Annotated in this window: 25 protein-coding genes and 1 tRNA gene; 7 read left to right on the top strand and 19 right to left on the bottom strand. The window is 68.0% G+C overall.

All coding sequences use genetic code 11. The annotated features are described in order from the left end of the window. Positions 1–17: 17 nt before the first annotated feature. The 7 genes from FB384_RS24220 to FB384_RS24190 form a co-directional block, all read right to left on the bottom strand. Entirely contained in the window at positions 18–1,394 is a 1,377-nt protein-coding gene (locus tag FB384_RS24220) for a tyrosine-type recombinase/integrase (protein ID WP_183787158.1), read from the bottom strand. Further along, complete coding sequence (locus FB384_RS24215) at positions 1,387–1,572, bottom strand: hypothetical protein (RefSeq protein ID WP_183787157.1); 186 nt, start codon at positions 1,570–1,572, stop codon at positions 1,387–1,389. Before FB384_RS24215 ends, FB384_RS24220 begins: the two co-directional genes overlap by 8 nt. Beyond that, a complete protein-coding gene (locus FB384_RS24210; protein WP_183787156.1) occupies positions 1,569–1,898 on the bottom strand; it encodes a WDGH domain-containing protein in 330 nt (109 codons plus the stop codon). The genes FB384_RS24215 and FB384_RS24210 overlap by 4 nt, the downstream gene beginning before the upstream one ends. 141 nt (positions 1,899–2,039) lie before the next feature. Next, positions 2,040–3,503 carry a hypothetical protein gene (locus FB384_RS24205; protein ID WP_183787155.1) on the bottom strand — a complete coding sequence of 488 codons (1,464 nt, stop codon included), beginning with the start codon at positions 3,501–3,503 and terminating at the stop codon, positions 2,040–2,042. A gap of 11 nt (positions 3,504–3,514) precedes the next feature. Continuing rightward, entirely contained in the window at positions 3,515–4,327 is an 813-nt protein-coding gene (locus FB384_RS24200) for a hypothetical protein (RefSeq protein ID WP_183787154.1), read from the bottom strand. Then, positions 4,324–5,127: a terminase large subunit domain-containing protein gene (locus tag FB384_RS24195; protein WP_183787153.1), complete on the bottom strand. Its 804-nt coding sequence runs from the start codon at positions 5,125–5,127 to the stop codon at positions 4,324–4,326. Before FB384_RS24195 ends, FB384_RS24200 begins: the two co-directional genes overlap by 4 nt. 3 nt (positions 5,128–5,130) lie before the next feature. Further along, a complete protein-coding gene (locus FB384_RS24190) occupies positions 5,131–5,676 on the bottom strand; it encodes a hypothetical protein (protein WP_183787152.1) in 546 nt (181 codons plus the stop codon). Positions 5,677–5,797: 121 nt separating this feature from the next. On the opposite strand from FB384_RS24190, the gene FB384_RS24185 reads away from it, so the two are divergent. The 4 genes from FB384_RS24185 (at position 5,798) to FB384_RS24170 (ending at position 8,748) form a co-directional block, all read left to right on the top strand. Further along, positions 5,798–5,869: transfer RNA gene (locus FB384_RS24185), tRNA-Gly, on the top strand. Positions 5,870–5,933: 64 nt separating this feature from the next. Next, complete coding sequence (locus FB384_RS24180) at positions 5,934–7,265, top strand: putative antirestriction adenine methyltransferase (RefSeq protein WP_183787151.1); 1,332 nt, start codon at positions 5,934–5,936, stop codon at positions 7,263–7,265. Then, a complete protein-coding gene (locus FB384_RS24175) occupies positions 7,262–7,852 on the top strand; it encodes a hypothetical protein (protein ID WP_183787150.1) in 591 nt (196 codons plus the stop codon). The genes FB384_RS24180 and FB384_RS24175 overlap by 4 nt, the downstream gene beginning before the upstream one ends. Next, positions 7,849–8,748: a ParB N-terminal domain-containing protein gene (locus FB384_RS24170; RefSeq protein ID WP_183787149.1), complete on the top strand. Its 900-nt coding sequence runs from the start codon at positions 7,849–7,851 to the stop codon at positions 8,746–8,748. Before FB384_RS24175 ends, FB384_RS24170 begins: the two co-directional genes overlap by 4 nt. 78 nt (positions 8,749–8,826) lie before the next feature. On the opposite strand, the gene FB384_RS24165 is transcribed toward FB384_RS24170, so the two are convergent. The 12 genes from FB384_RS24165 to FB384_RS24110 form a co-directional block, all read right to left on the bottom strand. Further along, entirely contained in the window at positions 8,827–9,093 is a 267-nt protein-coding gene (locus tag FB384_RS24165; RefSeq protein WP_183787148.1) for a hypothetical protein, read from the bottom strand. Then, the gene (locus tag FB384_RS24160) at positions 9,093–9,392 is read right to left on the bottom strand and encodes a hypothetical protein (RefSeq protein WP_183787147.1); all 300 of its coding nucleotides are present in this window, start codon (positions 9,390–9,392) and stop codon (positions 9,093–9,095) included. The genes FB384_RS24165 and FB384_RS24160 overlap by 1 nt, the downstream gene beginning before the upstream one ends. Positions 9,393–9,422: 30 nt before the next feature. Beyond that, entirely contained in the window at positions 9,423–9,890 is a 468-nt protein-coding gene (locus FB384_RS24155) for a DUF488 family protein (protein WP_183787146.1), read from the bottom strand. Between the two features lie 209 nt (positions 9,891–10,099). Beyond that, positions 10,100–10,378: a hypothetical protein gene (locus FB384_RS24150; protein ID WP_183787145.1), complete on the bottom strand. Its 279-nt coding sequence runs from the start codon at positions 10,376–10,378 to the stop codon at positions 10,100–10,102. A 25-nt stretch (positions 10,379–10,403) separates the two neighbouring features. Then, positions 10,404–10,694 carry a hypothetical protein gene (locus FB384_RS24145; protein ID WP_183787144.1) on the bottom strand — a complete coding sequence of 97 codons (291 nt, stop codon included), beginning with the start codon at positions 10,692–10,694 and terminating at the stop codon, positions 10,404–10,406. 42 nt (positions 10,695–10,736) lie between these two features. Next, complete coding sequence (locus FB384_RS24140) at positions 10,737–10,964, bottom strand: hypothetical protein (RefSeq protein WP_183787143.1); 228 nt, start codon at positions 10,962–10,964, stop codon at positions 10,737–10,739. Positions 10,965–11,071: 107 nt separating this feature from the next. Further along, complete coding sequence (locus FB384_RS24135; RefSeq protein ID WP_183787142.1) at positions 11,072–11,335, bottom strand: hypothetical protein; 264 nt, start codon at positions 11,333–11,335, stop codon at positions 11,072–11,074. A 74-nt stretch (positions 11,336–11,409) separates the two neighbouring features. After that, on the bottom strand, positions 11,410–11,721 hold the full coding sequence (locus FB384_RS24130) for a hypothetical protein (protein ID WP_183787141.1): 312 nt from the start codon (positions 11,719–11,721) through the stop codon (positions 11,410–11,412). A gap of 119 nt (positions 11,722–11,840) precedes the next feature. Further along, on the bottom strand, positions 11,841–12,101 hold the full coding sequence (locus FB384_RS24125; RefSeq protein WP_183787140.1) for a hypothetical protein: 261 nt from the start codon (positions 12,099–12,101) through the stop codon (positions 11,841–11,843). A 3-nt stretch (positions 12,102–12,104) separates the two neighbouring features. Beyond that, a complete protein-coding gene (locus tag FB384_RS24120) occupies positions 12,105–12,332 on the bottom strand; it encodes a hypothetical protein (RefSeq protein ID WP_183787139.1) in 228 nt (75 codons plus the stop codon). After that, complete coding sequence (locus FB384_RS24115; RefSeq protein ID WP_183787138.1) at positions 12,329–13,435, bottom strand: DNA methyltransferase family protein; 1,107 nt, start codon at positions 13,433–13,435, stop codon at positions 12,329–12,331. The genes FB384_RS24120 and FB384_RS24115 overlap by 4 nt, the downstream gene beginning before the upstream one ends. Further along, positions 13,435–14,286 carry an ERF family protein gene (locus FB384_RS24110; RefSeq protein ID WP_183787137.1) on the bottom strand — a complete coding sequence of 284 codons (852 nt, stop codon included), beginning with the start codon at positions 14,284–14,286 and terminating at the stop codon, positions 13,435–13,437. Before FB384_RS24110 ends, FB384_RS24115 begins: the two co-directional genes overlap by 1 nt. A 388-nt stretch (positions 14,287–14,674) precedes the next feature. On the opposite strand from FB384_RS24110, the gene FB384_RS24105 reads away from it, so the two are divergent. The 3 genes from FB384_RS24105 (at position 14,675) to FB384_RS24095 (ending at position 18,687) form a co-directional block, all read left to right on the top strand. Continuing rightward, a complete protein-coding gene (locus tag FB384_RS24105; protein ID WP_183787136.1) occupies positions 14,675–15,361 on the top strand; it encodes a hypothetical protein in 687 nt (228 codons plus the stop codon). Further along, complete coding sequence (locus FB384_RS24100) at positions 15,348–15,938, top strand: hypothetical protein (RefSeq protein WP_183787135.1); 591 nt, start codon at positions 15,348–15,350, stop codon at positions 15,936–15,938. Before FB384_RS24105 ends, FB384_RS24100 begins: the two co-directional genes overlap by 14 nt. Positions 15,939–16,038: 100 nt before the next feature. Continuing rightward, complete coding sequence (locus FB384_RS24095; protein ID WP_183787134.1) at positions 16,039–18,687, top strand: phage tail tape measure protein; 2,649 nt, start codon at positions 16,039–16,041, stop codon at positions 18,685–18,687. Positions 18,688–18,691 lie beyond the last annotated feature (4 nt).

Here is an 18,691-nt window from a genome sequence, read left to right as displayed (position 1 = left end):
ATTCGCAGGTCACGCGCTCACGACTCGTCCCCGACGTCGCGGCGACGCTCCGCGGACCGCTGCATCGCCTCCGGATACCGGTCCCACTCGCGCAGCTGCTCGTCGACCATCTCCGCAGCCTGCGCATCGAACGACCGGTCCGCCCGCAGTCGGAACGGTCCGAGATAGGTCGCCGAACACGTCGCACACACCGGATTCGGCAGCGCCGCCAGCACACCCGGCCCGTACGCCTCGGTGATCTCGATGCGACACCACTCGTCGACACCGACGGCCTCGGCCCACACGCGCGCGTTCTTCCACTGCGGCGTGCAGTCGCACTCGTGCTTCCCGGACGCCACCGGCGTGGCCGGCATGGCGTGCGCCAACGGGCGCGTCAGCTCCTCAGCCGGGTAGTCGTCGTGCACCGCGGCCAGGCGGATCGCCGGGTCCAGCTCCATCGACCACGCCGTGTCGTCGTACAGCTCCGTTGTCGCCGGACTGGAGTGACCGAGCGCCCGCTGGCGGGACTGGAGATCCGACACCGAACGGGTCGCCGTCGCGAAGTAGTGCCGGAAGTCGCGAGCGGTCAACCGCCACGGGTCCGCCACGTCCGCCCGCCTCGCCGCCCGCTTGACCAACGCCAACACGTCGTCACGGTTCACTCGTCGGTACAGCCTCGGATGCACCAGCAGCGCCTCACCCGACGCCGGTTCGACACGCGCCCGCGACAGGTAGGCGTACCAGTCCGCCGCCACCACACGCGGCACCCAGCGCACCAGCTTCTTGTCACCCTTGCCCGTCAGGTCCAGCGCATACGTCCCGCCGTCGGCATCGTGTACATCGTGAAGGTCGAGGCGGCACAGGTCCGTCGGACGCACCCCGACCAGCGCCAACGTCGCCAAGATGGCCTTGGCCTGCACCCCACCCAGCACGTGATCCTCACGCGCCGCCAACACCAGCCGGTGCACGTCATCCCGCCGCAACCGCGCGCTGCGCCCTGAGCGACTCACTGACGGCCGATCCACCTTCGACAGGGGAATCGGACCCTCCGGCCGCTGCCCGGCCGCCTCGCAATACCTCAGCCACCGAACACCAGCCGACAGCACGCCGTTGATCGCCGACGGCGTCCGCACCCGGCCCGTCGACGGCGACGGCGCCGACGCCAACCAATCCACCAGCCGAGCCGATGCCCGCCGATCCAACAACACCGGATCCACCGCCTCGGCCGCACACCAACCCAGCAGCGCACCCAGATGCGAGCAGTACGTATCGCCCGTCGCCACCGACCTGGCGTACACCTCGCCCAACCACTCCCCGAGCAACGCCGACACCTCGGACGACGGCGTCGACGGGAACGAGAGCTCAGCGACGCGCTCACGAAGCACCGCCAGGCGGTGCGGACGGTTCTCAGTCATCGATTTCCACGGGCCGGTGCGTCGCGCGGATGTTCCACCAGCGATTCGCCGGGTCGTAGTAGACGCGGTAGCGGTACCGGGTCAGCGCAGCACGCCGGTCGGCCTGGCCGATGGCGTCAGCGAACTTCTTGAACCACATGTGGCCGTCGGGGCGCGTGTCTTCTGGGGTGTATTTCATGAGCCGAGCTGACTCCTCAGCCGCTCCGCCGCCTCCGACGGCGTGTGCCCATCCCACAGCGGAGACACCTCAACCTCGGGACAGTCGAACAGCTCCCAATCATCTGCCGGGTAGTGATTCGACACCTGCCCCGCTGGCAACTGCGCAGCGACGATGAACCAGCCGCCACCGAAGCACAGCTCACCGTCGTGATGGCGCCACGACTTCGAGACCGGCCAACCGAGCTGGACCCACGCTCGGACGGCGTGCGCGTGGTACAGCATCCGGTACTCGTACAGCTCGCCGAACGTGTGAAAGCCGTCGCTGATCTCGTCGGTGTTCGTCACTCGTCTCCTCCTTGGTTCGGGTTTCATGCGAGGTACCTCGATTAATAGGCATTCAGCGGGTCGGATAAGCACTCATCACGCGAGCCGTGAAAGACGAACGAGAGCCCCGACCGGAACCCGGCCGGGGCGAGAGGGCGAGAGCTACGCGGAGTTCATCTGCTGACGAACGCGCTGGTCGGACTCCTGCGCATCCGGCGGCCCGGACTGGCCGACACCGCCACCGGGCGGGTCGGCGAACTGCGGCGGCATTTCGCCGGGAGCGGGCGCGTCGTCCTCGTCGAACCCGAGTTCGCGACGGGTGGCCTCGCCGCCGATGATGCGGTGCTTGAACGCCTCGATCGCGGTGTGCGACCGGTCCGGGCGCAGCTCGATCTCCGAGGCGTCCCACCAGATCACGATGTTCTCCACGTCGCCCTGACCGGCTGCGCGCAGCGCCGGCCACAGCACTTCGCGGGTCAGGGTGACGCAGATCAGCGACACCAACGGGCCGAGGTGGGTGCGGATGGCGTCTTCCTGCACCGACCAGGCTGACCAGTGGTTCAGGTCCTCGATGCCCTGCACCACGGTGGCCGGCACGTCGAGCGCCACCGCGACGGCATTGCGGGCGCCGTCGCGCAACGTCGGGACCTGCGAATCGAACTCCGAGAAGAAGTTCAGGTGCTGCATCTTCGCGATCGCTTCGTCGGCGATGGTCGCGGTGATCGGCACGGTCGCCGACGGCGAGTCCGGGTCCTGGATGGCTGTGCTCGCCGCGGCGGTGAGCGCCGCGACCAGCGGATCGCCGTGGATCGGGGCCACACCGCCGCCTTCGGACATGCCGGGGTTCGGCACGGTCGCCGACTCGGGCAACAGCAACAGGCCAGCACCGGCCAGGCGGGACTTGATGTCGGCCGCGGTGCGTCGGGACAGGCCGTCCAGCTCGGCCAGGTCGTCCATCGCGGACTCGAACCGCGACGTCGATCGCGTCGCGTCCTGCGGGTCGGGTTGGTAGATCGGCACGACCACCACGTCAGCGGACGGGAACTCGACCCAGCCGTCATCGTCCGCCTTCGGATGTCGGGGGATCTTGACGGTGACCGTGTCATCGCCGACCGAGCCCAGCTCCCACTCCTTGCGCGAGCACACCTGCCACGCGGTGCCCCGATCGGTGGTCTGGTCCTTCTTCTCGCCGGGCTGGGGCGGCCGCGGGTAGCCGATCAGCCAGCTTTCGCCCGGCACGAGCAGGTGCACCGCGAGCCGGTGCAGCATGTCTCGCTGCCCCAGCCGGCCCTCGTGCAGCTCGGCCAGGATTTCCCCGGCCAGTCCGGGGTCGGGGACGGGTTCGGGATCGCCCACGCCGTCGGTCTTGATCTGCCCGATGTACAGGTGCATTCGGGAGATGCCATTCGCCAGCCAGTCGACCGCCTGCCGTGCCGGCCCTTTGGCGCGGTAGAACGCCCACGCCCGTTCCTGCCAGTCCTGCGACTGCGGGGTGGACCGTGCCTTCTTCGGCGTGGTCGGTTGCGGCGGCGTCGTCGCGGCCGCCGACAATGCCGGCGGCACCCAGTCCTCCACGCCCGGTTCGTGCGGTGTCGGGGCCAGAAACCCCGCGATGCGGTCCACCATGTTCGCCACGGTCACGCCCCTTTCACAGGCAGGTTCAGAGCAGGAACGTCAGGGGAGGGCATGGCCATCGACACGCTCGTCGTCGTGGCCTGGAACGCGCGCGGATGGCCGTGCCGGTGGGCCTGCTCGTGGGCCTCCTGCTCGGACAGGCCCATCTCGATCTGCCAAGCCCGCACCAGCCGGTCCTTCTGCCGCCACCGCTGCTCCGCGGTCGGCATCGGCGGCGGCAGCAACGACCGGGCCGCCAGGCACGACAGCGCCACCGGCAACGCGATCGCGTCGGTGTCGTCGTGGCGCCACCCGTCGATGTCCGCGTCATGCACCGGCCGGGCTCGCCGCCCGCTGTAGAGCGACACCGCCTCCTGCTGCGTGCTGGTCAGATGCAGGGTGTGCGCCGTGAGCCGCTGGGCGATCATGTCGCGCAGCTTCTTCCGCGGGACCAGACCGCGGCCGCCGGACTGTTCGCCGGCGTAGTCGCCGACCGCGACCAGCCGTCGCCGGGTCGGAGGGTTGTACCAGTCGGCCAGGTGCTGACGGACCTCGCGACGACCCTCTCCCGACAGCACGGTCACCCCGATCACCACCACGGGCGAGACCCGCCAGTACTCCGGGTAGGACTCGGCCAGCCCCTCAAGGACGTCGAGCTGGTCGCGCACCGTCGCCTCCGGCGGCAACAGGTCCGAGGCGTGGGCGTGCAGGTGGCCGCCCTGGCGGTACCAGAACATCGCCGAGATCGAGCCCTTGTGGCCGTAGGCGCCGACATCGAGCGCCAGCACGCGCGCGTCCGGCGCGTCGGGCGCATCGGTGCGGACTTCGCGGGTCATGACGCGGCCGCCTGGAACGGAGCCCGGTTACGGGCCATGATCTGCCACGGGTCTGGCAGCCCGCCCTCGTCCGGCAACGGGCGGGGGCCGGCGGCCGCGATGTCGGCGGCGTTGAACAGGCCGAACGTCGAGCTGTTGAAGCTGCACTCATACTCGGCGGCGAACCGTTCGGCCGACATCGACGCCTTCTGCTGGGTGATGAACTCCTCGGAGATCCGCGAGATCTCGGTGTACGGCACTTCGATGCGCTCCCACCCGTCGGCGCCCTCGCCGTTCCACTCGTGCCAGAACCACCCGTCCCGGCCTCGCGGTGTGGAGATCGCCACCAGATCGCCGCCGGTCGCGGCCAACATCGGCAGGCACGCGGTGTACAGGTCCTCGGCGGTGTAGGCAGCCTCATCGATGATCAGCAGCTCGGGCGAGTAGCCGCGCACCGTGTCGGCGTGGCCGGGCAGCGCGTAGATCGTCGACCCGTTGGTCAAGCGCAGGAACGTCGCCGCGTCCCGGGTCAGCTCGATCCCGAGCGCTTCGGCGAACCTTCGCACCTTGCTGACCAGCAGCGTGGACTGCCGCTGCGTCGGTGACACGACCACGATCTCGGCGTTCGGGTCGGTGAATGCCCGGTGCAGCGCCTTGCCCGCGCACACGGTGCTCTTGCCGGCCTGCCGGGAGCACACGACGATCGCCCGATGTGGCCGGTCGTGCAGCAGGCGGGACTGCCACACGTCCGGCGACAGCCCGGAACGAGCCATCACCAGCGGCGGGTGATGCTCGATCAGCAGCTTGGAGACGATCCGCACGGCTCACTCGCCTCCGCCGTGGGTGCGCTGGTCCAGCGCTTCGAGCGCTTCGAGCGCGGCCGCCTTCGCCTCCGGGTGGGCGTTGAGGGCGGTCAGGATCGTGTCGCCGATCAGGTACTGGTCCTGCGAATCGCCGTGCGTGCGGATCAGCGCCTGCACCTCAGGCTCACGAGCCACCCGCAGCGCCGACGTGGCGGCCTGCAACGCCCGATCCGGCGGCACGGACTCACCAGGGTTCTGCACCGCCAACGCCGACAGCCGGGCGAACGCCTGCGCGAACGGGGCCAATCCCTGCTCGATCACATCGTCGAACCGCTCGCGGATCTGCCGGGACTGGTCCGACTTGAACTCGGCGAGCCGCAGCGGCCACTCGTAGCGCTGTGCCGCGCCCCGGACACGGGCCAGCGTGACCTCGAACTTGTCGGCCGTGCGCTGGTAACTCCGACGGTGGCCCTCGTTGCGGTAGTGGGTGAACCAGTCGAACTGTTCAGCAGGTTCGCCAGGCTGGCGGTCCCACGCATCCCGCTCAGGATCACGGCGATACGGCATCGAGCGGCCTCCCGGTAGCGCGCATGTGCAGTGCTACCGGCGGCCACGATCCGCCAGACCCGGTGCCAGCGAGTGTAAGACCATGTCGGCGTCGGGTGTTACTCTCCGACCCGTTCGACGTGCGCTGGTGGTGTAACGGCAACACACCCCACTCCCGGTGGGGAGCTACCTGGTTCGATTCCGGCCCGGCGCTCGATTGGCGTCGACTGGCGAAATCGTGGCCGGACGCTCACCTACCGGGAGAAGGTGAGCATTCGATGTTCCAGGGCACGATCCCTGCCGAAATGCGGTCCATCGTGGCCGAACACGCCCGCTCGTGGCCCGACGGCGACGTCTACATCGGCTGCTCCGGAAACCTCACCATCGAACGCACCCTCGCCGCTCAGGGCCGATTCCGGCTCCACTCCAACGACGTCAACGCCTACTCCTGCGCGTTGGGCTGGTACTACTCCGGCCAGCCGTTGCCGTTCCGCGTGGCCGACGACTCCCGCGACGAGCTGGACTGGCTGGACCAGTACCTCGACGACGGCGCCGGCACCCTCGCCACGCTGATGATCGGCACCCGGTTCCTCCAGTTCGTCGGCAAGACCGGCCGCTACCACCAGCGCATGGTTCAGGCCCATCGCGACCAGTTCGACCGGATGCACGCCGACACCGTCGCCAAGATCGAGGCCACCACGTTGCAGCTGGCCAGCTTCACCGCGGGCGACGTGCTGGACTACCTACGCGACGACGTGCCGCGCGAAGCGCCGTTCGCGAGCTTCCCGCCGTTCGACGCCGGCGGCTACGAGGCCATGTTCGCCGGCATCACCAACCACTTCGACTGGCCCACGCCCGTCTACGAGGAGTTCGGCGAGGACGGCCGCGACGAGATGATCTCGCTGATCACCGACCGGCCGAACTGGATTCTCGGGCTGCTGAACGAGGCCCCGGAGCTGGAAGAACACCGGGTCGGCTACGTCCAGGTCGGGCCGCGAGCGCGCCCGTTCTGGGTCTACGCCCAGCCGGGACGGCACCGGTGGGTCGGCCCGCGGCAGAAGGTCGAGCCGGTGCTCATGCCCAGGCTCGGCCCCGGTGAAGAGATCGGCGACGACCTCACCCTCCACCCCCTCAGCGGCGGCCAGTTCAACTCGCTGCGCTCGGCGTACCTGGCGAGAGGGATCGCACCTGGTCAGCCGTTGTTCTCGTGTGCCGTGTCCTCCGGCGGCCGCATCATCGGTGCGTTCGGGTACTTGCCGCCGAAGTTCGGCCTCGACGCGTACCTCATGTCGGACTTCTCCGTCGCGCCGACCAGCTACAAACGCCTGTCGAAGTTGATCGTCATGGCCGCCATCTCGTCGGAGGCGCAGACCCTAGTTCAGCGCGCCCTGTCGAAGCGGGTCACGACCTGGTCGACCACGGCATTCACCAACAACCCCACGTCCGGCAAATACGGCCGCGGCGTACCCGGCATCAAGCTGCACTCGCGCAAGCCCTGCGACGACGAGCACTACGCCTACCAGCTGCAATACGGCGGACCGCTCGGCCAATGGACACTCGCCGAGGCGCTGGAAATGTGGAAGGCCAAGCACGCACAGGTGGCGGCATGATCTCCATCGGGCTCGACGTCGGCCGCGAACACGACCCCGCCGCCCTCGGCGTGCTGCACTCCGGCGACCCGCGGCCGAACAGCCACCGCCCGCACTGGTCCGTGCTGGAGATCGGCAACATCGAACTCGGCACCGAGTACCTGGACCTGGCGAAGATGGCGACCAGCCTCGCGGGCGCGTTCCACGCCGCCGGGCACCAGACCGTGCTGTCGATCGACGCCACCGGCATCGGAGCGGCCGTGGTCGAAATGGCCCGCCGGAACCGGCCCGGCCTGCACATCTGCGCGATCACCATCGGCAGCTCCCGCACCCTCGCCCGCACGGACGAGCACGACTACACCGTCGGCAAACACCGGCTGACCGAAACGCTCCAAGTCGCGCTCGAACAGTCCGGCATCTCCCTGCCCGACAGCGACGGCGGCGTGGCCACGATGGACCAGCTGCGCAGGTTCGCCCGCCGACCGACCCGATCCGGCTACCACAAGCACGAGGCCGCATCCGGTCACGACGACCTCGTGCTCGCGCTCGAACTGGCGCTGTGGACCGGCGACACCCTCCACGACGAGTACGCAGGAGTGCGCACATGACGAAGCTCGACACCACCATCGTCCGCCGCACGCTGGCCGACCTGACCCCGCTGGACACGAACGCCCGCTACATGCGGCAGGAGACCTACCAGCGGCTGGTCGAGAACCTGCGCGAGGACGGGGAGCTGACCTCCACGCCGCTGATCTACTCCGGCGGCGAGTATGACGAGGGCCGAGAGCTGATCCTGTCCGGCAACCACCGCGTGCAAGCTGCCGTGGACGCCGGCATTGTCGAGGCCGACTGCAAACTCATCACCCAGAACCTGCCGAAAGCCCGCCAGGTCGCGCTCCAGCTGTCGCACAACGCCATCGAGGGCGAGGACGACATCGCGATCCTCAAGCAGCTCTACGAATCCATCGAGGACATCGACTACCGCGGCTACGCCGGGCTCGACGACAAGACCCTGGAACTGCTGGACAAGGTCGACCTGGAGAGCCTGTCCGAGGCCAACCTCGATTTCCACACCGTGCAGTTGACGTTCCTGCCGCCGGAGGCCGACGCCGCCCGCGACGCCCTGGAATCGCTGAGCAAGGCCGTCGACGAGACCTGGCTGGCCGCCTACCGGGACTACAACCCGATGCTCGACGCACTCGCCGCAGCGCACAGCTCGCACAACATCGGCAACGTCGCCACCGCGCTCGGCGTGCTGATCGCGCTGACGGAGAACCACCTGACCGACCTGCAAGAGGGCTACCTATCCCCAGAATCGGCGGAGCCGCTGCATCAAGGCCACGTCGGGTTGGAGGTGGTCTTCGGCTCTCGGACCGTCCCAGCGACCACAGCAGCGGCCATGACGAAGGCCCTCAAGACCGCCACCGACTCCGGAGAGATCGAGGCCGGCAAGCCATGGCAGCTGCTCGACAAGATGATCGCGGACTGGATGAACGTCCGCTGACGCTCAACACACGTCGATCCCCTCGCCAACGTGAGCGAGGGGATCGACGTGTGTTGACCAGCGGAAACGCTGGGGCACTTATAGATTTGCGACCTCAGATGAGGGGTCTCGGCTGATGTAGCGAGAGGACTCGGCGTCCGCTGCCCACTGTCGGATCACCGCGGCCGCCGCGACGCTGGCGGCCTGAGCATCAGCCTCACGTTCCTTGCGCCACTCGCGGAGCTCCCAGCCGCCACGTCCGGGATCGAGATGGGTGACCTCGGCGTCGACCCGCACGCCATCCACGAACACCGCCTCGAACGTGCCCTCGTCCTCCGTGGTGTAGAGCACCACCTCGCACCGCATCACGCCCTCCCCTCGGCCTCGACCGCGTCCCGGATCCTGTGCATCAGCTCCTCACCGGTGGGCAGCGACGTTCTCGCCGCGTGCAGCCGTGCCTGCTCACAGGCCGTCGGGTCATCGCACACGCACTCCTCGGTCAGCGGCGCCTCGACCCCCTTGTAGTCGCTGAACTGCGAGAACAGCGCCCCGCCGTCGACCGCGGCGCGGTCCACGATCCAGTCGTCAGCGTCGAAGTCGTACTTGAGGTACACCACCACGGCGTCTTCCACGAGGTGGTGACCTCCGTTCTCCTCCGGTGTCATGCCGGTCCCTCCTTCAGCTGGGGTGAGGTGTCAGAACAGGCCGAACTGATCGGCCGCGCGCTCCTGCGCTTTCGTCTCCGGCCGCGGCATGGCGCCGAACTCCGGCACGTCTTCGCCGGTCAGGTCGCGCCACACCGCGGCGAACACGTGCCGGTGGCAATACTCGGGCTGCTTCTTCGGGTTGTCCCAGCGCTCGAAGCACAGCAGCACCACCGGCAGGTCGGCCGCGTCAGCACGCAACGCCTGCTCCTGAGCGCGGATCTCGGCGGCCTGCTCGCGCAGCCGCTCCACGCCCTTCGTTTCGATCATCGTGCGGTACAGGTCGACGAACTCGCGCTTGTCGACTCCGCGGAGCCACTGTCGCTTCGGGTAGGTGTCGGGCATGGCGTGGACCAGCGGGTATTTCAGCGTGAACTTCGGGAATCCGAGGCTGGAGCGCACGGGGATGCCCATCTCGCGCCGGAATTCGTAGTACGAGCAGGTCGCGAACGTCGTCATTCGGGGTGATCCTCACTGATCAGGGTGGTCGGGGGCGGCCTTGTGGCGGGGGATGCGGCCGGTGTTGGTGACGCGGAGGTCTCGCCTGCATGTGGGGCAGGTGCCGAACACCGCTCCGTGCAGATGCGAGAACTTGTAGCCGAGGCCGGCGGCCGACACCCGGCGCGTGCTGCTCGGCTCGGCTGTTGTTCCTGAGCAGGGCGTGTACCTCACGACCGCGCTCCCGTTCGATACTCGGAGGCGTTGTATGCCTGCTCGGCGACGGCGTCGGCCAACAGCGTCAGGAGCTGGTGCCCCCTCGGGTAGTCCGTCTCCGCGGCTCGGTCGAGCTGGGTGGCGCAATCGAACTCGCTGCACGCGCAGGCGGTTCCGGATACCTCCGTGCCGGTGAGCGGATAGCCGTCGAGGTTGAGCGGCGAGACGTACCAGCCGCGTTCGTCGCACCATTTCAGGTGCACGGTCACGGAGCCTTCGATCTTGTGGTCCATGGGCGTCTCCAATCTGAGCGTGGATTCAGGGGTGCCAGGCGGGCACGCGCGGCTGACGGGCAAACACGCCGCGGAAGTCGCCGCGCGCCATGAGCAGCGCTTTCACCGCGGAATCGCGGGACGGGAAGTACGGCGTCCACGCGTTGTGGCCGAGTCCGAGGGCGACCCAGTCGCCGCGGAACCCGTTCACGCGGCCGATCGACCAGCGGGCGCCGGTAGTCGGATCGTGCCGCTCGATCACGTACGAGGACAGCTCACCCGCTGCACGCGGGTCCTCGCGGTAGTGCGTGTGCACGTCGGAGAAGTGGCAGCTCATGGTTGGCGCTCCTTCCTGGTCCTCTCGGTGTGCTGGGGCTGATCAGGCGGCGAGCTTGCGGGCAACGGCGAAGAGGTCGGCGACGAGGTGGCTCCGGAAGTGGCCGCGGAAGGTCTCGGCATTGCCGATGGCCTTGGTGACCGTGGCGCGGGCCTTGCCGGCGGTCATGTCGAACGTGGCCGTGCCGTCGGCGATGGCCACCGAGTCCGTCGTGCGGAGCGTGGCCTTGAGGGCTGCGGCTTCCTGGGCGGTGATCTCGATGACCTGCATGACTTCCTCCTGCTACTGTGTATCTTTCGTTGTTATATAATTATCTTAACCTGTTTTGAGCTCTGGCGGTAGGGAATGTGATCTGCGGGATATGGTGTTTTCCCTGGTCAGGCGGCCGGAAGAATGACCAGGCCCTGCTCGGACCCGGCGGCCACCTTGAGCACGTGCAGCAGCTCGGTCCGGGTGGCCTCGTCCGACAGGCGAATGGCGCCAACGACGTCGCGCACCTCCGCCGCCTCCTCCGGTGCCAGCTCGTCGGCGTTGATCAGGTCCAGCTCGCACGTCTCGTCGACGACGAGCCAGTTGGCGTAGGTGATGGTCAGGGACGTGCTGCCGGTGTCGCCGTAGGCGATCAGCATGAAGTCGTGCATGGCGGTCTCCTTGTGTCGTGTCGTCGGTGGTGACGGGGAGGAGGGCGCGCGGTCCGGCGCGCCCTCCTCGGTGGTCACTTCTGGTTGTAGATGCCAGCGAAGCTGCGGAGCGTCCGCGCAAGCCCGTCGAGCCGGGTGCGTTCCTGCATGTAGCGCTGGTGCAGGTCGGACGGCTGACTCGGGGTGATCTCGATGTCAGCGTCGGCTACCAGCTGGAACTCCTTGCTGATCCGGCGGGCGATGGCCTGCACCTCGAGGCGGGCATCGGCGTAGTCCTCGGCGTACTTGACGACCATGCGCTGCATCGGGTCGTTGAGGTCGAATCCGTCGCGGTCGGTGCCGAAGATGTCGGTCAGGGTCTTGCTGGCCAGCTCGATGACGTCCATGTCGGTCTCCGATTCATCCGGGTTGTTTCTTTGTTATATAATTATCTTAACCTGTTTTGAGCTCTTGTGGTGCGTTTTGTGATCTGCGAGATATGATTATGGACTGCTGTTTTCGCAGGTCAGGAGTGGTTGGCGGTGGCGGTTTTGATCATCTCGGCCAGCTCGCGGCCGGACGGAATGTGTCCCCAGACGGCGCGGGAAGACACGGCGTCGCACTCGTCCTGCTCGTCGCACTCGCACTTGTCTGTCGAGCAGTGCTCCGGCGGTTCGGGGACGTCCAGCTCCGACCCGTCGAGCGCAGCGGGCGCGAGTCGCCACTTTCCAGCGGTGTCGTCCCAGGTCATCGGCACGAGCACGTCTGTGGTGATGATGTGCTGCAACGGTCACTCCTCCTGGTTGGCGTGTGAGACGAGCTGGTCGGCAAGGTGTGCCGGGTCGTCGTCGATCGGGAAGGCGTCGGCGGTGGTGCACAGCTCGGCGGCCAGGTCCGCCACCCGAGGCCCGTAGCGGCCGCGCCGGGCGGCCTCGAGGAACTCGGCATCGGCGTCGACGCTGGTGCGGGAGCGGCTGTGCCAGAACTCGCGGGCACTGGTCAGGGTGGGCGCGTTCATGACCCGACCTCCTGGGTCTGCGCGCTGTCGAACACCGTCTGCATCGTGAACCGCGGCGTCGACTGTCCGTCGTCGCCGTCGGACTCGGCTGGTCCTGACGGCGCCCCACGGGCGGCAGTCGGCACACCGGCCGCCGCTGGGCCTTCGTTGGCCGGCTGGCCGGACGACTGCTTGTCGGCCCAGTCGCCCATCGGCGCGACGATCCGCAGGGCCTGCGAGCCCTTCACGATCGCCCTGCCTTCGCGGCGCCAGGCGGCGAACGTGCGGAGGTCGCCGGTCAGTGTGATGCCCTGGCTCGCCGCCTGGATCAGCACCAGAGCCTGATTCCGCGGGCTGTAGGTGCGCAGCTTGGCGTCCGCCGGGATGCGGTGCACTACCTGCTCCAGCTCGGTCGAGAACTCCTCGTCCTCAAGTGCGAGATCCGCGGCCTGCCGGAGCTTCCGGTCGGCCGCCATGCGGGCCTTCTTCGCTGCGATCTTCTCTTCGCGGCTCATCTGCTTCCACGACGGCTTCGCCGGCTCGACGACGTCCTCGCCCGGCTTGGTCGCCACGAGCACGCAGGTGCGCACGTTCGTGCCCTCGAACGCTCCTGGTTCCAGCGGGTATGCCTGCACGTCCCACTTGTCCATCCGCTCCCGGATGTAGCGGTGCTTCTTGTCGGTGCGGAACATGAACCCGGCCGGGACGATGGCCACGAGCACGCCGCCGACGTTCATCAGGTCCATCGCCGCGTCGACGTGGTCGATCCACACCGTCGGCTTGTGCGGCAGTGCGAACGGCGGGTTCATCACGCACCCGTCGAACCGCATGTTCGGGTCGTCGACCATCCGGCCCCACGCGGCCTCGAAGTCGCACGGCATGATCCTCACCTCGTCGTGGTTGGGGATCTCCTGCCGGTGGTGCCCGTTCGGCTCCACCGCCGTGATTCGTGCCTGCGGGTGCCAGCGGATCATCGCCTCGATGAGGTTCCCGGTTCCGGCGGACGGTTCGAGCAGGCGCACCGGGCCGTCGATGTGGTCGAGGTCCAGGTGCGAGAGCACGATCTCCTCGGCCAGCGGCATCGGCGTGGCGACGAACCCGCCGTTCTCCTTGATCGACGTCATCAGCGCACCCCCTCGGCGGCCGCGGCGTCCTGCCGCACGTGCTGGGCCAGGACGGTGCCGCCGTCCAGCGGGATATACGCCATGCAGGACGGGCACATGCCGTACTCGACGCTGCCTCGCGGCGATATCGCGAACGAGCTCTCGGGCGACTCGCCCGACCCCTCACACAGCTCCTGGCCGCCAGGCTGGGGCTGTTCGGCCACGACGTCCTGCTGCGCCCGCTGCTGCGACGCCGCCCGCGCGGCCTTCCCCGCTTCCACGATCTCGCCGAGCGTGGCCTCGTCGGCGCCAGCGGCCTTGGCGTGCCGATGCAGCATCAACAGCCCGTCGACGTTGCCGCGCATCGCCTCGAGGTCCGACGTCCAGTCGATGTTGACCGCAGGCGCGGCCGGGGACCGTTCGTAGGTGGTCTCGTCCGGGTCGGGCTCCTCGGTCGGCAACGTGAGCGCCTGGAGCAGGCAGATGCGGAACGCGACGCTCATCGCCTTGGCCACGGCCTTGTCGCCGGTGTCCATCGCCGATCCCGGCACCACGGCCGACGTCTCGTCGCCGGCTGGGCCGGTGAAGGTGTACCGCACCTGCACCGTGACGAACTGGCTCAGTGTGCGGTTCTTGCCGACCTCGACCTGCTCGGACTCGTAGTGCAGCAGTTCCGGCCGCACCATCACACCGTGCCGACGCAGCGCCGGTCCGACCGCGTTGACCACGCCATCGATGCCGCGGAAGTTGTATCCGGACTGTCCGTTGAACCCGTCCTTGCCGACGGCGCGGACGTCCTGCATCACGGCCATGAGCGCGGCGTGGACGTTGTTGTCGCTGGTTGTCGGTGGCGTGTCGTACGCTATGGACACGTCGGACTCCTGTTCTGTCGGGTGGCGGCGCCTGTTCAACTGCCAGGTCGTGCGGGCGCCGCTTCTTCTTGGTGTCTTATTTGGTTATTGCAATCATCTTAACATGATTACTTGACGAAAAGTGGCCTCTGACCTGCGGAAATGTGTGTTACCCGTTACTGATCCCACAGTGCGGCATCGCGAGTCGACCCCAACGCTCACAGCGACGTAATCTGGTTCTCGCGCGCACTTCCCCTGATGGGCATCTGGGCTGTGAGCGTCACGCCCGCCCCGTGAGCAATCCCGGGGCGGGCTTTTTCATGCCCTCGATCCGCGTACGCTGGCGACTGCCGGGACTGGCGAAATCGTGGCCGCCGGGAACCATCCACCCTGACCTGGAGGCTCCCGGATGAAGACGCTGACGTTCGAGACCCCACGCTCCAAACGCACGCCGATGCCCGTACAGGTCGACCTGTGCGGCGAACACATCACCGTGCAGCGGCCGAAGGACTCGGTGCTGTTTTTCGCTCAACAGGTCGCTGGCCAGTCCGTGGGTGAGGCCGACCAGGCGATGGCCGTGCTCGACTTCGTCGAAGGCACCCTCGAACCGCAGGACCGGCAACGGTTCTTCGAGCGCATCTGCGAGTTCAACGACCCGGTGAACCTGGACGCGTGCCTGACGATGCTCACCGGCCTGGTCCAGCGGTGGTCGAACTGGCCCGACGACGACCCGCACTACGAACCCGATCCTGTCGTGGTCACTTCGGACTACACACCACCGACCGACCGGGAAATCCCGGTCGAGCTGCCCGACCTCGACATCCAGCTCACGGCCTACCCGCCGAAAGACATCGTCCTGCTGTTCACCTCCGCCTCCCTGGCCACCGGCGCGAACACCGGCCAGCAGGCATGGCTCGTCGCGCTGTTCCTCGACGCCGCGCTGACCGAGCAGGACGCCTGGATGATCAACCGCAGGCTCCGAAGCCGCGACGACGACCTGGAACTGATCCACGTCGCCGAGATGGTCAAGCACCTCATCGAAGCGTGGAAGCCTGGTCTGAACCGCCAGGAGCGCCGCGCCCGTGCGCGCAGCTGACCGACGGCTGGGTCCACCTGCGCAGCTGCCGATCACGTTCGCCGTCGACGACGACACCTACACCCTGCCGGAGCTGGACACGCGCACGATCCTCGACGCACTCGTCCTCGACCCGCCGGGGTGCTGGTGGCACCTCATTCCCACTCAGCTCGACGGCGACGGCCCCGAGCGGCTGTGGCTGCGCCTGCGTGACCCGGACGACCCGTTCGACCTCGACGACCTGGAGAACGTCGCCGAGACCGTGCTGGGCGATCTGTGCGGCATGGACCTGTACGCCGCCACACGCCTCGCCGGGTCGGTGTACGGCAACTGGATGATCTTCGACGGCTGGTCCTACACCCGCGGCGTTGACCCGCTCGCCCAGCCGATCGGCCGACTGCTGTCGGCGGCGTACTACTGGCGACGTTCCCTGTGCACCAAGGACACGGAACTGGGCAGGCTGGATCACGAAATCTGGGGTCCGCCACCGCCGCGAACCATGTCCGGCAAACCCCGCGATCCCGCGCCGGCGTCGTGGTCGGACGAGGTCGAAGCGAACTCGTTCATGCAGGCCATGGCGCAAATCGGGCGCGGCTGACCTGCACCCCAGACCCACACCGTTATCCTGACTGCAAGCTCAGCGCGTTGCCTGGCGAAATCGTGGCCGGACGCCCCACTCGTACGTAGGGGTTGGTCCGATGCCGTCCGGAGGCGCCGTCGCGCAGGCCGTCGTCGAGCTGACCGTTGACGGATCCAACGTCTCCAGCGAAGTCCGCTCCGCCATGTCTCAGGCGGGCAACGCGGCCCAGTCCGCCGCGGCCGAGACCGGGCAACAGGCCGGTCGCTCACTGTCGCAAGGCATGTCCGACTCGCTGCAATCCGCCGGCGGCCGGATGCAGGCAGTGGGCCAGACCCTGACGAAGTCGGTGACGCTGCCGCTGGCCGGCGTCGGCGCCACCGCACTCAAGATGTCCGGCGACTTCCAGGCGTCGATGAACAAGGTGAGCGCGATCTCCGGCGCCACCGGCGGCGAGCTGGCCAAGATGGAAGACCTCGCCAAGCAGATGGGGTCGACCACGCAGTTCTCGGCGAGCGAAGCCGCCGACGCCATGACGTATCTGAGCATGGCCGGTTTCGACACCTCCGAGACCATGAAGGCCCTGCCGGACACGATGAACCTCGCAGCGGCCGGTGGGCTGAACCTCGCGGACGCGGCCGACATCGCCTCGAACGTCCTGTCCGGCTACGGGATGCAAGCCGCTGACCTGGGCAAGGTCAACGACGCGCTGGCCAAGACGTTCACCAGCACGAACACCGACATGCGGATGCTGGGCGAGTCGTTCAAGATGGTCGCCCCCGTCGCCTCGAGCGCTGGCCTGGAGTTCAACGAGGTCTCCTCGGCGATCGGTCTCCTCGGTAACGCCGGTATCCAGGGCTCGGAGGCCGGCACCGCGCTGCGCAGCTCGATCGCGATGCTGCTCAACCCCAGCGCGCAGGCGCAGAAGACTCTCAAGAAGCTCGGCGTGTCCGCCGTCGACTCGAGCGGCAACCTCAAGAGCCTGACCAGCATCGTCGGCCAGCTCGAAAAGTCCGGCGCCTCCACCGCCGACATGATGACGATCTTCGGCCAGGAAGCCGGCCCAGCCATGTCCGCCCTGGTCGGACAGGGTTCGAGCGCGTTGAAGGACCTGACGAAGGAGCTCAACAACTCCGGCGGAACCGCGGAGAAGATCGCGGGCAAGCAGATGGAGGGCTTCAACGGGTCCATGAAGCAGCTCAAGTCTGCGTTCGAGGGCCTGATGATCTCGATCGGGCAGTCCGGGCTGCTCGACTTCATGACGTCGATGGTGTCCGGCCTGACCGGCCTGATCTCGAAGCTCAACGAGGCGTCGCCGACGACGATGAAGGTCGTCACCGCGATCGGCGCGCTCGTCGCCGCGATCGGCCCGGTCACGTGGGCGCTCGGCACGATGACATCCGGCGTCGGCCGGGCGATCGGCATGTTCGCCAAACTCGGCAAGGGCGTCCTGGCCATGGGTAAGGCGATCCGGGTCGCCGGGGTGGCGTTCAAGGCGTTCGGCGCGATCCTGCGCGCCAACCCCATCGGCCTGGTCATCACCGCGATCGGCCTGCTCGTCACCGCGTTCATCACCTTGTGGAACCGGTCCGCCGCGTTCCGAGAGTTCTGGATCGGCCTGTGGAACGGCATCAAGGGCGCCGTCTCGGCGGTCGTGACGTGGTTTCAGACCACCGTGCTGCCCATCTTCACCGCCGTCGCGAACTGGATCACCGCGCGGTGGAACCAGCTCGCCGCCTGGTGGTCGAACCTTTGGAACAGCCGGATCGGCGGCGTGATCCGCAGGGTCCTTGCCGTGATCGGCGCCGCTATCCGCGCCTCGTTCAACTCGGCGATGTCGGTGATCCGCGGCGCGATGACCGCCATCAAGGGTGTCATCTCCGGCGCATGGAACGCGATCAAGAGCGTCGTGAAGGGCGCCCTGACCGTGATCCGCGGCATCATCTCGACCGTCCTCGGCGTGATCACCGGCAACTGGACCGCCGCGTGGAACGGCATCAAGACCGTCGCGTCGGGCATCTGGAACGCGATCAAGGGCGTGGTGACGGGCGCGCTTAGCGCGATCCGCGGCGTCATCTCCGGGGCGCTCAGCACCATCAAGGGCGTCTGGACCTCTGCCTGGAACGGGTTGAAGTCGGTCGTGACGACCGCGTGGAACGGCATCAAGGGCGGCGTGCAGCGCGGCATTTCCGCGGTTCTCGGGTTCATCCGCGGCCTGCCCGGCAAGATCATGGGCTTCTTCTCGGGCGCCGGCACGTGGCTGCTCCAGGCGGGGAAGAACATCATCAGCGGGCTGATCGACGGCATCAAGTCGATGATCGGCAGCATCGGCGACGCGATCGGCAACGTCGCCGGGAAGATCCGCGACTTCCTGCCGTTCTCCCCTGCCAAGGAGGGGCCGCTCTCTGGTGGTGGGGCGCCGGAGAACTCGGGCGCGGCAATCTCCCGCAACATCGCCAAGGGCATGTCCCGCGGGGTGCCGCAGGTTCGGCGCGCCGTCCGCAAGGTTGCCGGGGCGGTGTCGGCGGACGTTCCCGCGGTGCCGTCGCCGGCCCTGCTCGCCGCCGGCCAGGTCGGCGGCCGCCGCACCCCGGAAATGGCGCACGCCGAACGCACTGTGCACGCGCTGACCAGGAACAGCCAGATCACCAGATCGATGCAACGCCAGGTCACCGTGAACGCTCCGATCACGATGCAGAGCGCCGCTCAGGACCCGGAGATCGCCGCTGCCCGTATCCACCACCGCGTCACCGCGCTCGCGCAGGCATAGGGAG

The organism is Prauserella sediminis (assembly GCF_014195435.1).
Taxonomy (GTDB): Bacteria; Actinomycetota; Actinomycetes; order Mycobacteriales; family Pseudonocardiaceae; genus Prauserella; species Prauserella salsuginis.
Note: the sequence above shows the minus strand (reverse complement) of the source record. Positions and strands in the feature narration are given on the sequence as shown.

Excerpts from the sequence above, each read along its gene's own strand:
- FB384_RS24220 (WP_183787158.1), bottom strand. The coding sequence starts at position 1,394 with ATGACTGAGAACCGTCCGCACCGCCTGGCGGTGCTTCGTGAGCGCGTC.
- FB384_RS24215 (WP_183787157.1), bottom strand. The coding sequence starts at position 1,572 with ATGAAATACACCCCAGAAGACACGCGCCCCGACGGCCACATGTGGTTC.
- FB384_RS24205 (WP_183787155.1), bottom strand. The coding sequence starts at position 3,503 with ATGGTGGACCGCATCGCGGGGTTTCTGGCCCCGACACCGCACGAACCG.
- FB384_RS24200 (WP_183787154.1), bottom strand. The coding sequence starts at position 4,327 with ATGACCCGCGAAGTCCGCACCGATGCGCCCGACGCGCCGGACGCGCGC.
- FB384_RS24190 (WP_183787152.1), bottom strand. The coding sequence starts at position 5,676 with ATGCCGTATCGCCGTGATCCTGAGCGGGATGCGTGGGACCGCCAGCCT.
- FB384_RS24180 (WP_183787151.1), top strand. The coding sequence starts at position 5,934 with ATGTTCCAGGGCACGATCCCTGCCGAAATGCGGTCCATCGTGGCCGAA.
- FB384_RS24175 (WP_183787150.1), top strand. The coding sequence starts at position 7,262 with ATGATCTCCATCGGGCTCGACGTCGGCCGCGAACACGACCCCGCCGCC.
- FB384_RS24170 (WP_183787149.1), top strand. The coding sequence starts at position 7,849 with ATGACGAAGCTCGACACCACCATCGTCCGCCGCACGCTGGCCGACCTG.
- FB384_RS24165 (WP_183787148.1), bottom strand. The coding sequence starts at position 9,093 with ATGCGGTGCGAGGTGGTGCTCTACACCACGGAGGACGAGGGCACGTTC.
- FB384_RS24160 (WP_183787147.1), bottom strand. The coding sequence starts at position 9,392 with ATGACACCGGAGGAGAACGGAGGTCACCACCTCGTGGAAGACGCCGTG.
- FB384_RS24155 (WP_183787146.1), bottom strand. The coding sequence starts at position 9,890 with ATGACGACGTTCGCGACCTGCTCGTACTACGAATTCCGGCGCGAGATG.
- FB384_RS24150 (WP_183787145.1), bottom strand. The coding sequence starts at position 10,378 with ATGGACCACAAGATCGAAGGCTCCGTGACCGTGCACCTGAAATGGTGC.
- FB384_RS24145 (WP_183787144.1), bottom strand. The coding sequence starts at position 10,694 with ATGAGCTGCCACTTCTCCGACGTGCACACGCACTACCGCGAGGACCCG.
- FB384_RS24140 (WP_183787143.1), bottom strand. The coding sequence starts at position 10,964 with ATGCAGGTCATCGAGATCACCGCCCAGGAAGCCGCAGCCCTCAAGGCC.
- FB384_RS24135 (WP_183787142.1), bottom strand. The coding sequence starts at position 11,335 with ATGCACGACTTCATGCTGATCGCCTACGGCGACACCGGCAGCACGTCC.
- FB384_RS24130 (WP_183787141.1), bottom strand. The coding sequence starts at position 11,721 with ATGGACGTCATCGAGCTGGCCAGCAAGACCCTGACCGACATCTTCGGC.
- FB384_RS24120 (WP_183787139.1), bottom strand. The coding sequence starts at position 12,332 with ATGAACGCGCCCACCCTGACCAGTGCCCGCGAGTTCTGGCACAGCCGC.
- FB384_RS24115 (WP_183787138.1), bottom strand. The coding sequence starts at position 13,435 with ATGACGTCGATCAAGGAGAACGGCGGGTTCGTCGCCACGCCGATGCCG.
- FB384_RS24105 (WP_183787136.1), top strand. The coding sequence starts at position 14,675 with ATGAAGACGCTGACGTTCGAGACCCCACGCTCCAAACGCACGCCGATG.
- FB384_RS24095 (WP_183787134.1), top strand. The coding sequence starts at position 16,039 with ATGCCGTCCGGAGGCGCCGTCGCGCAGGCCGTCGTCGAGCTGACCGTT.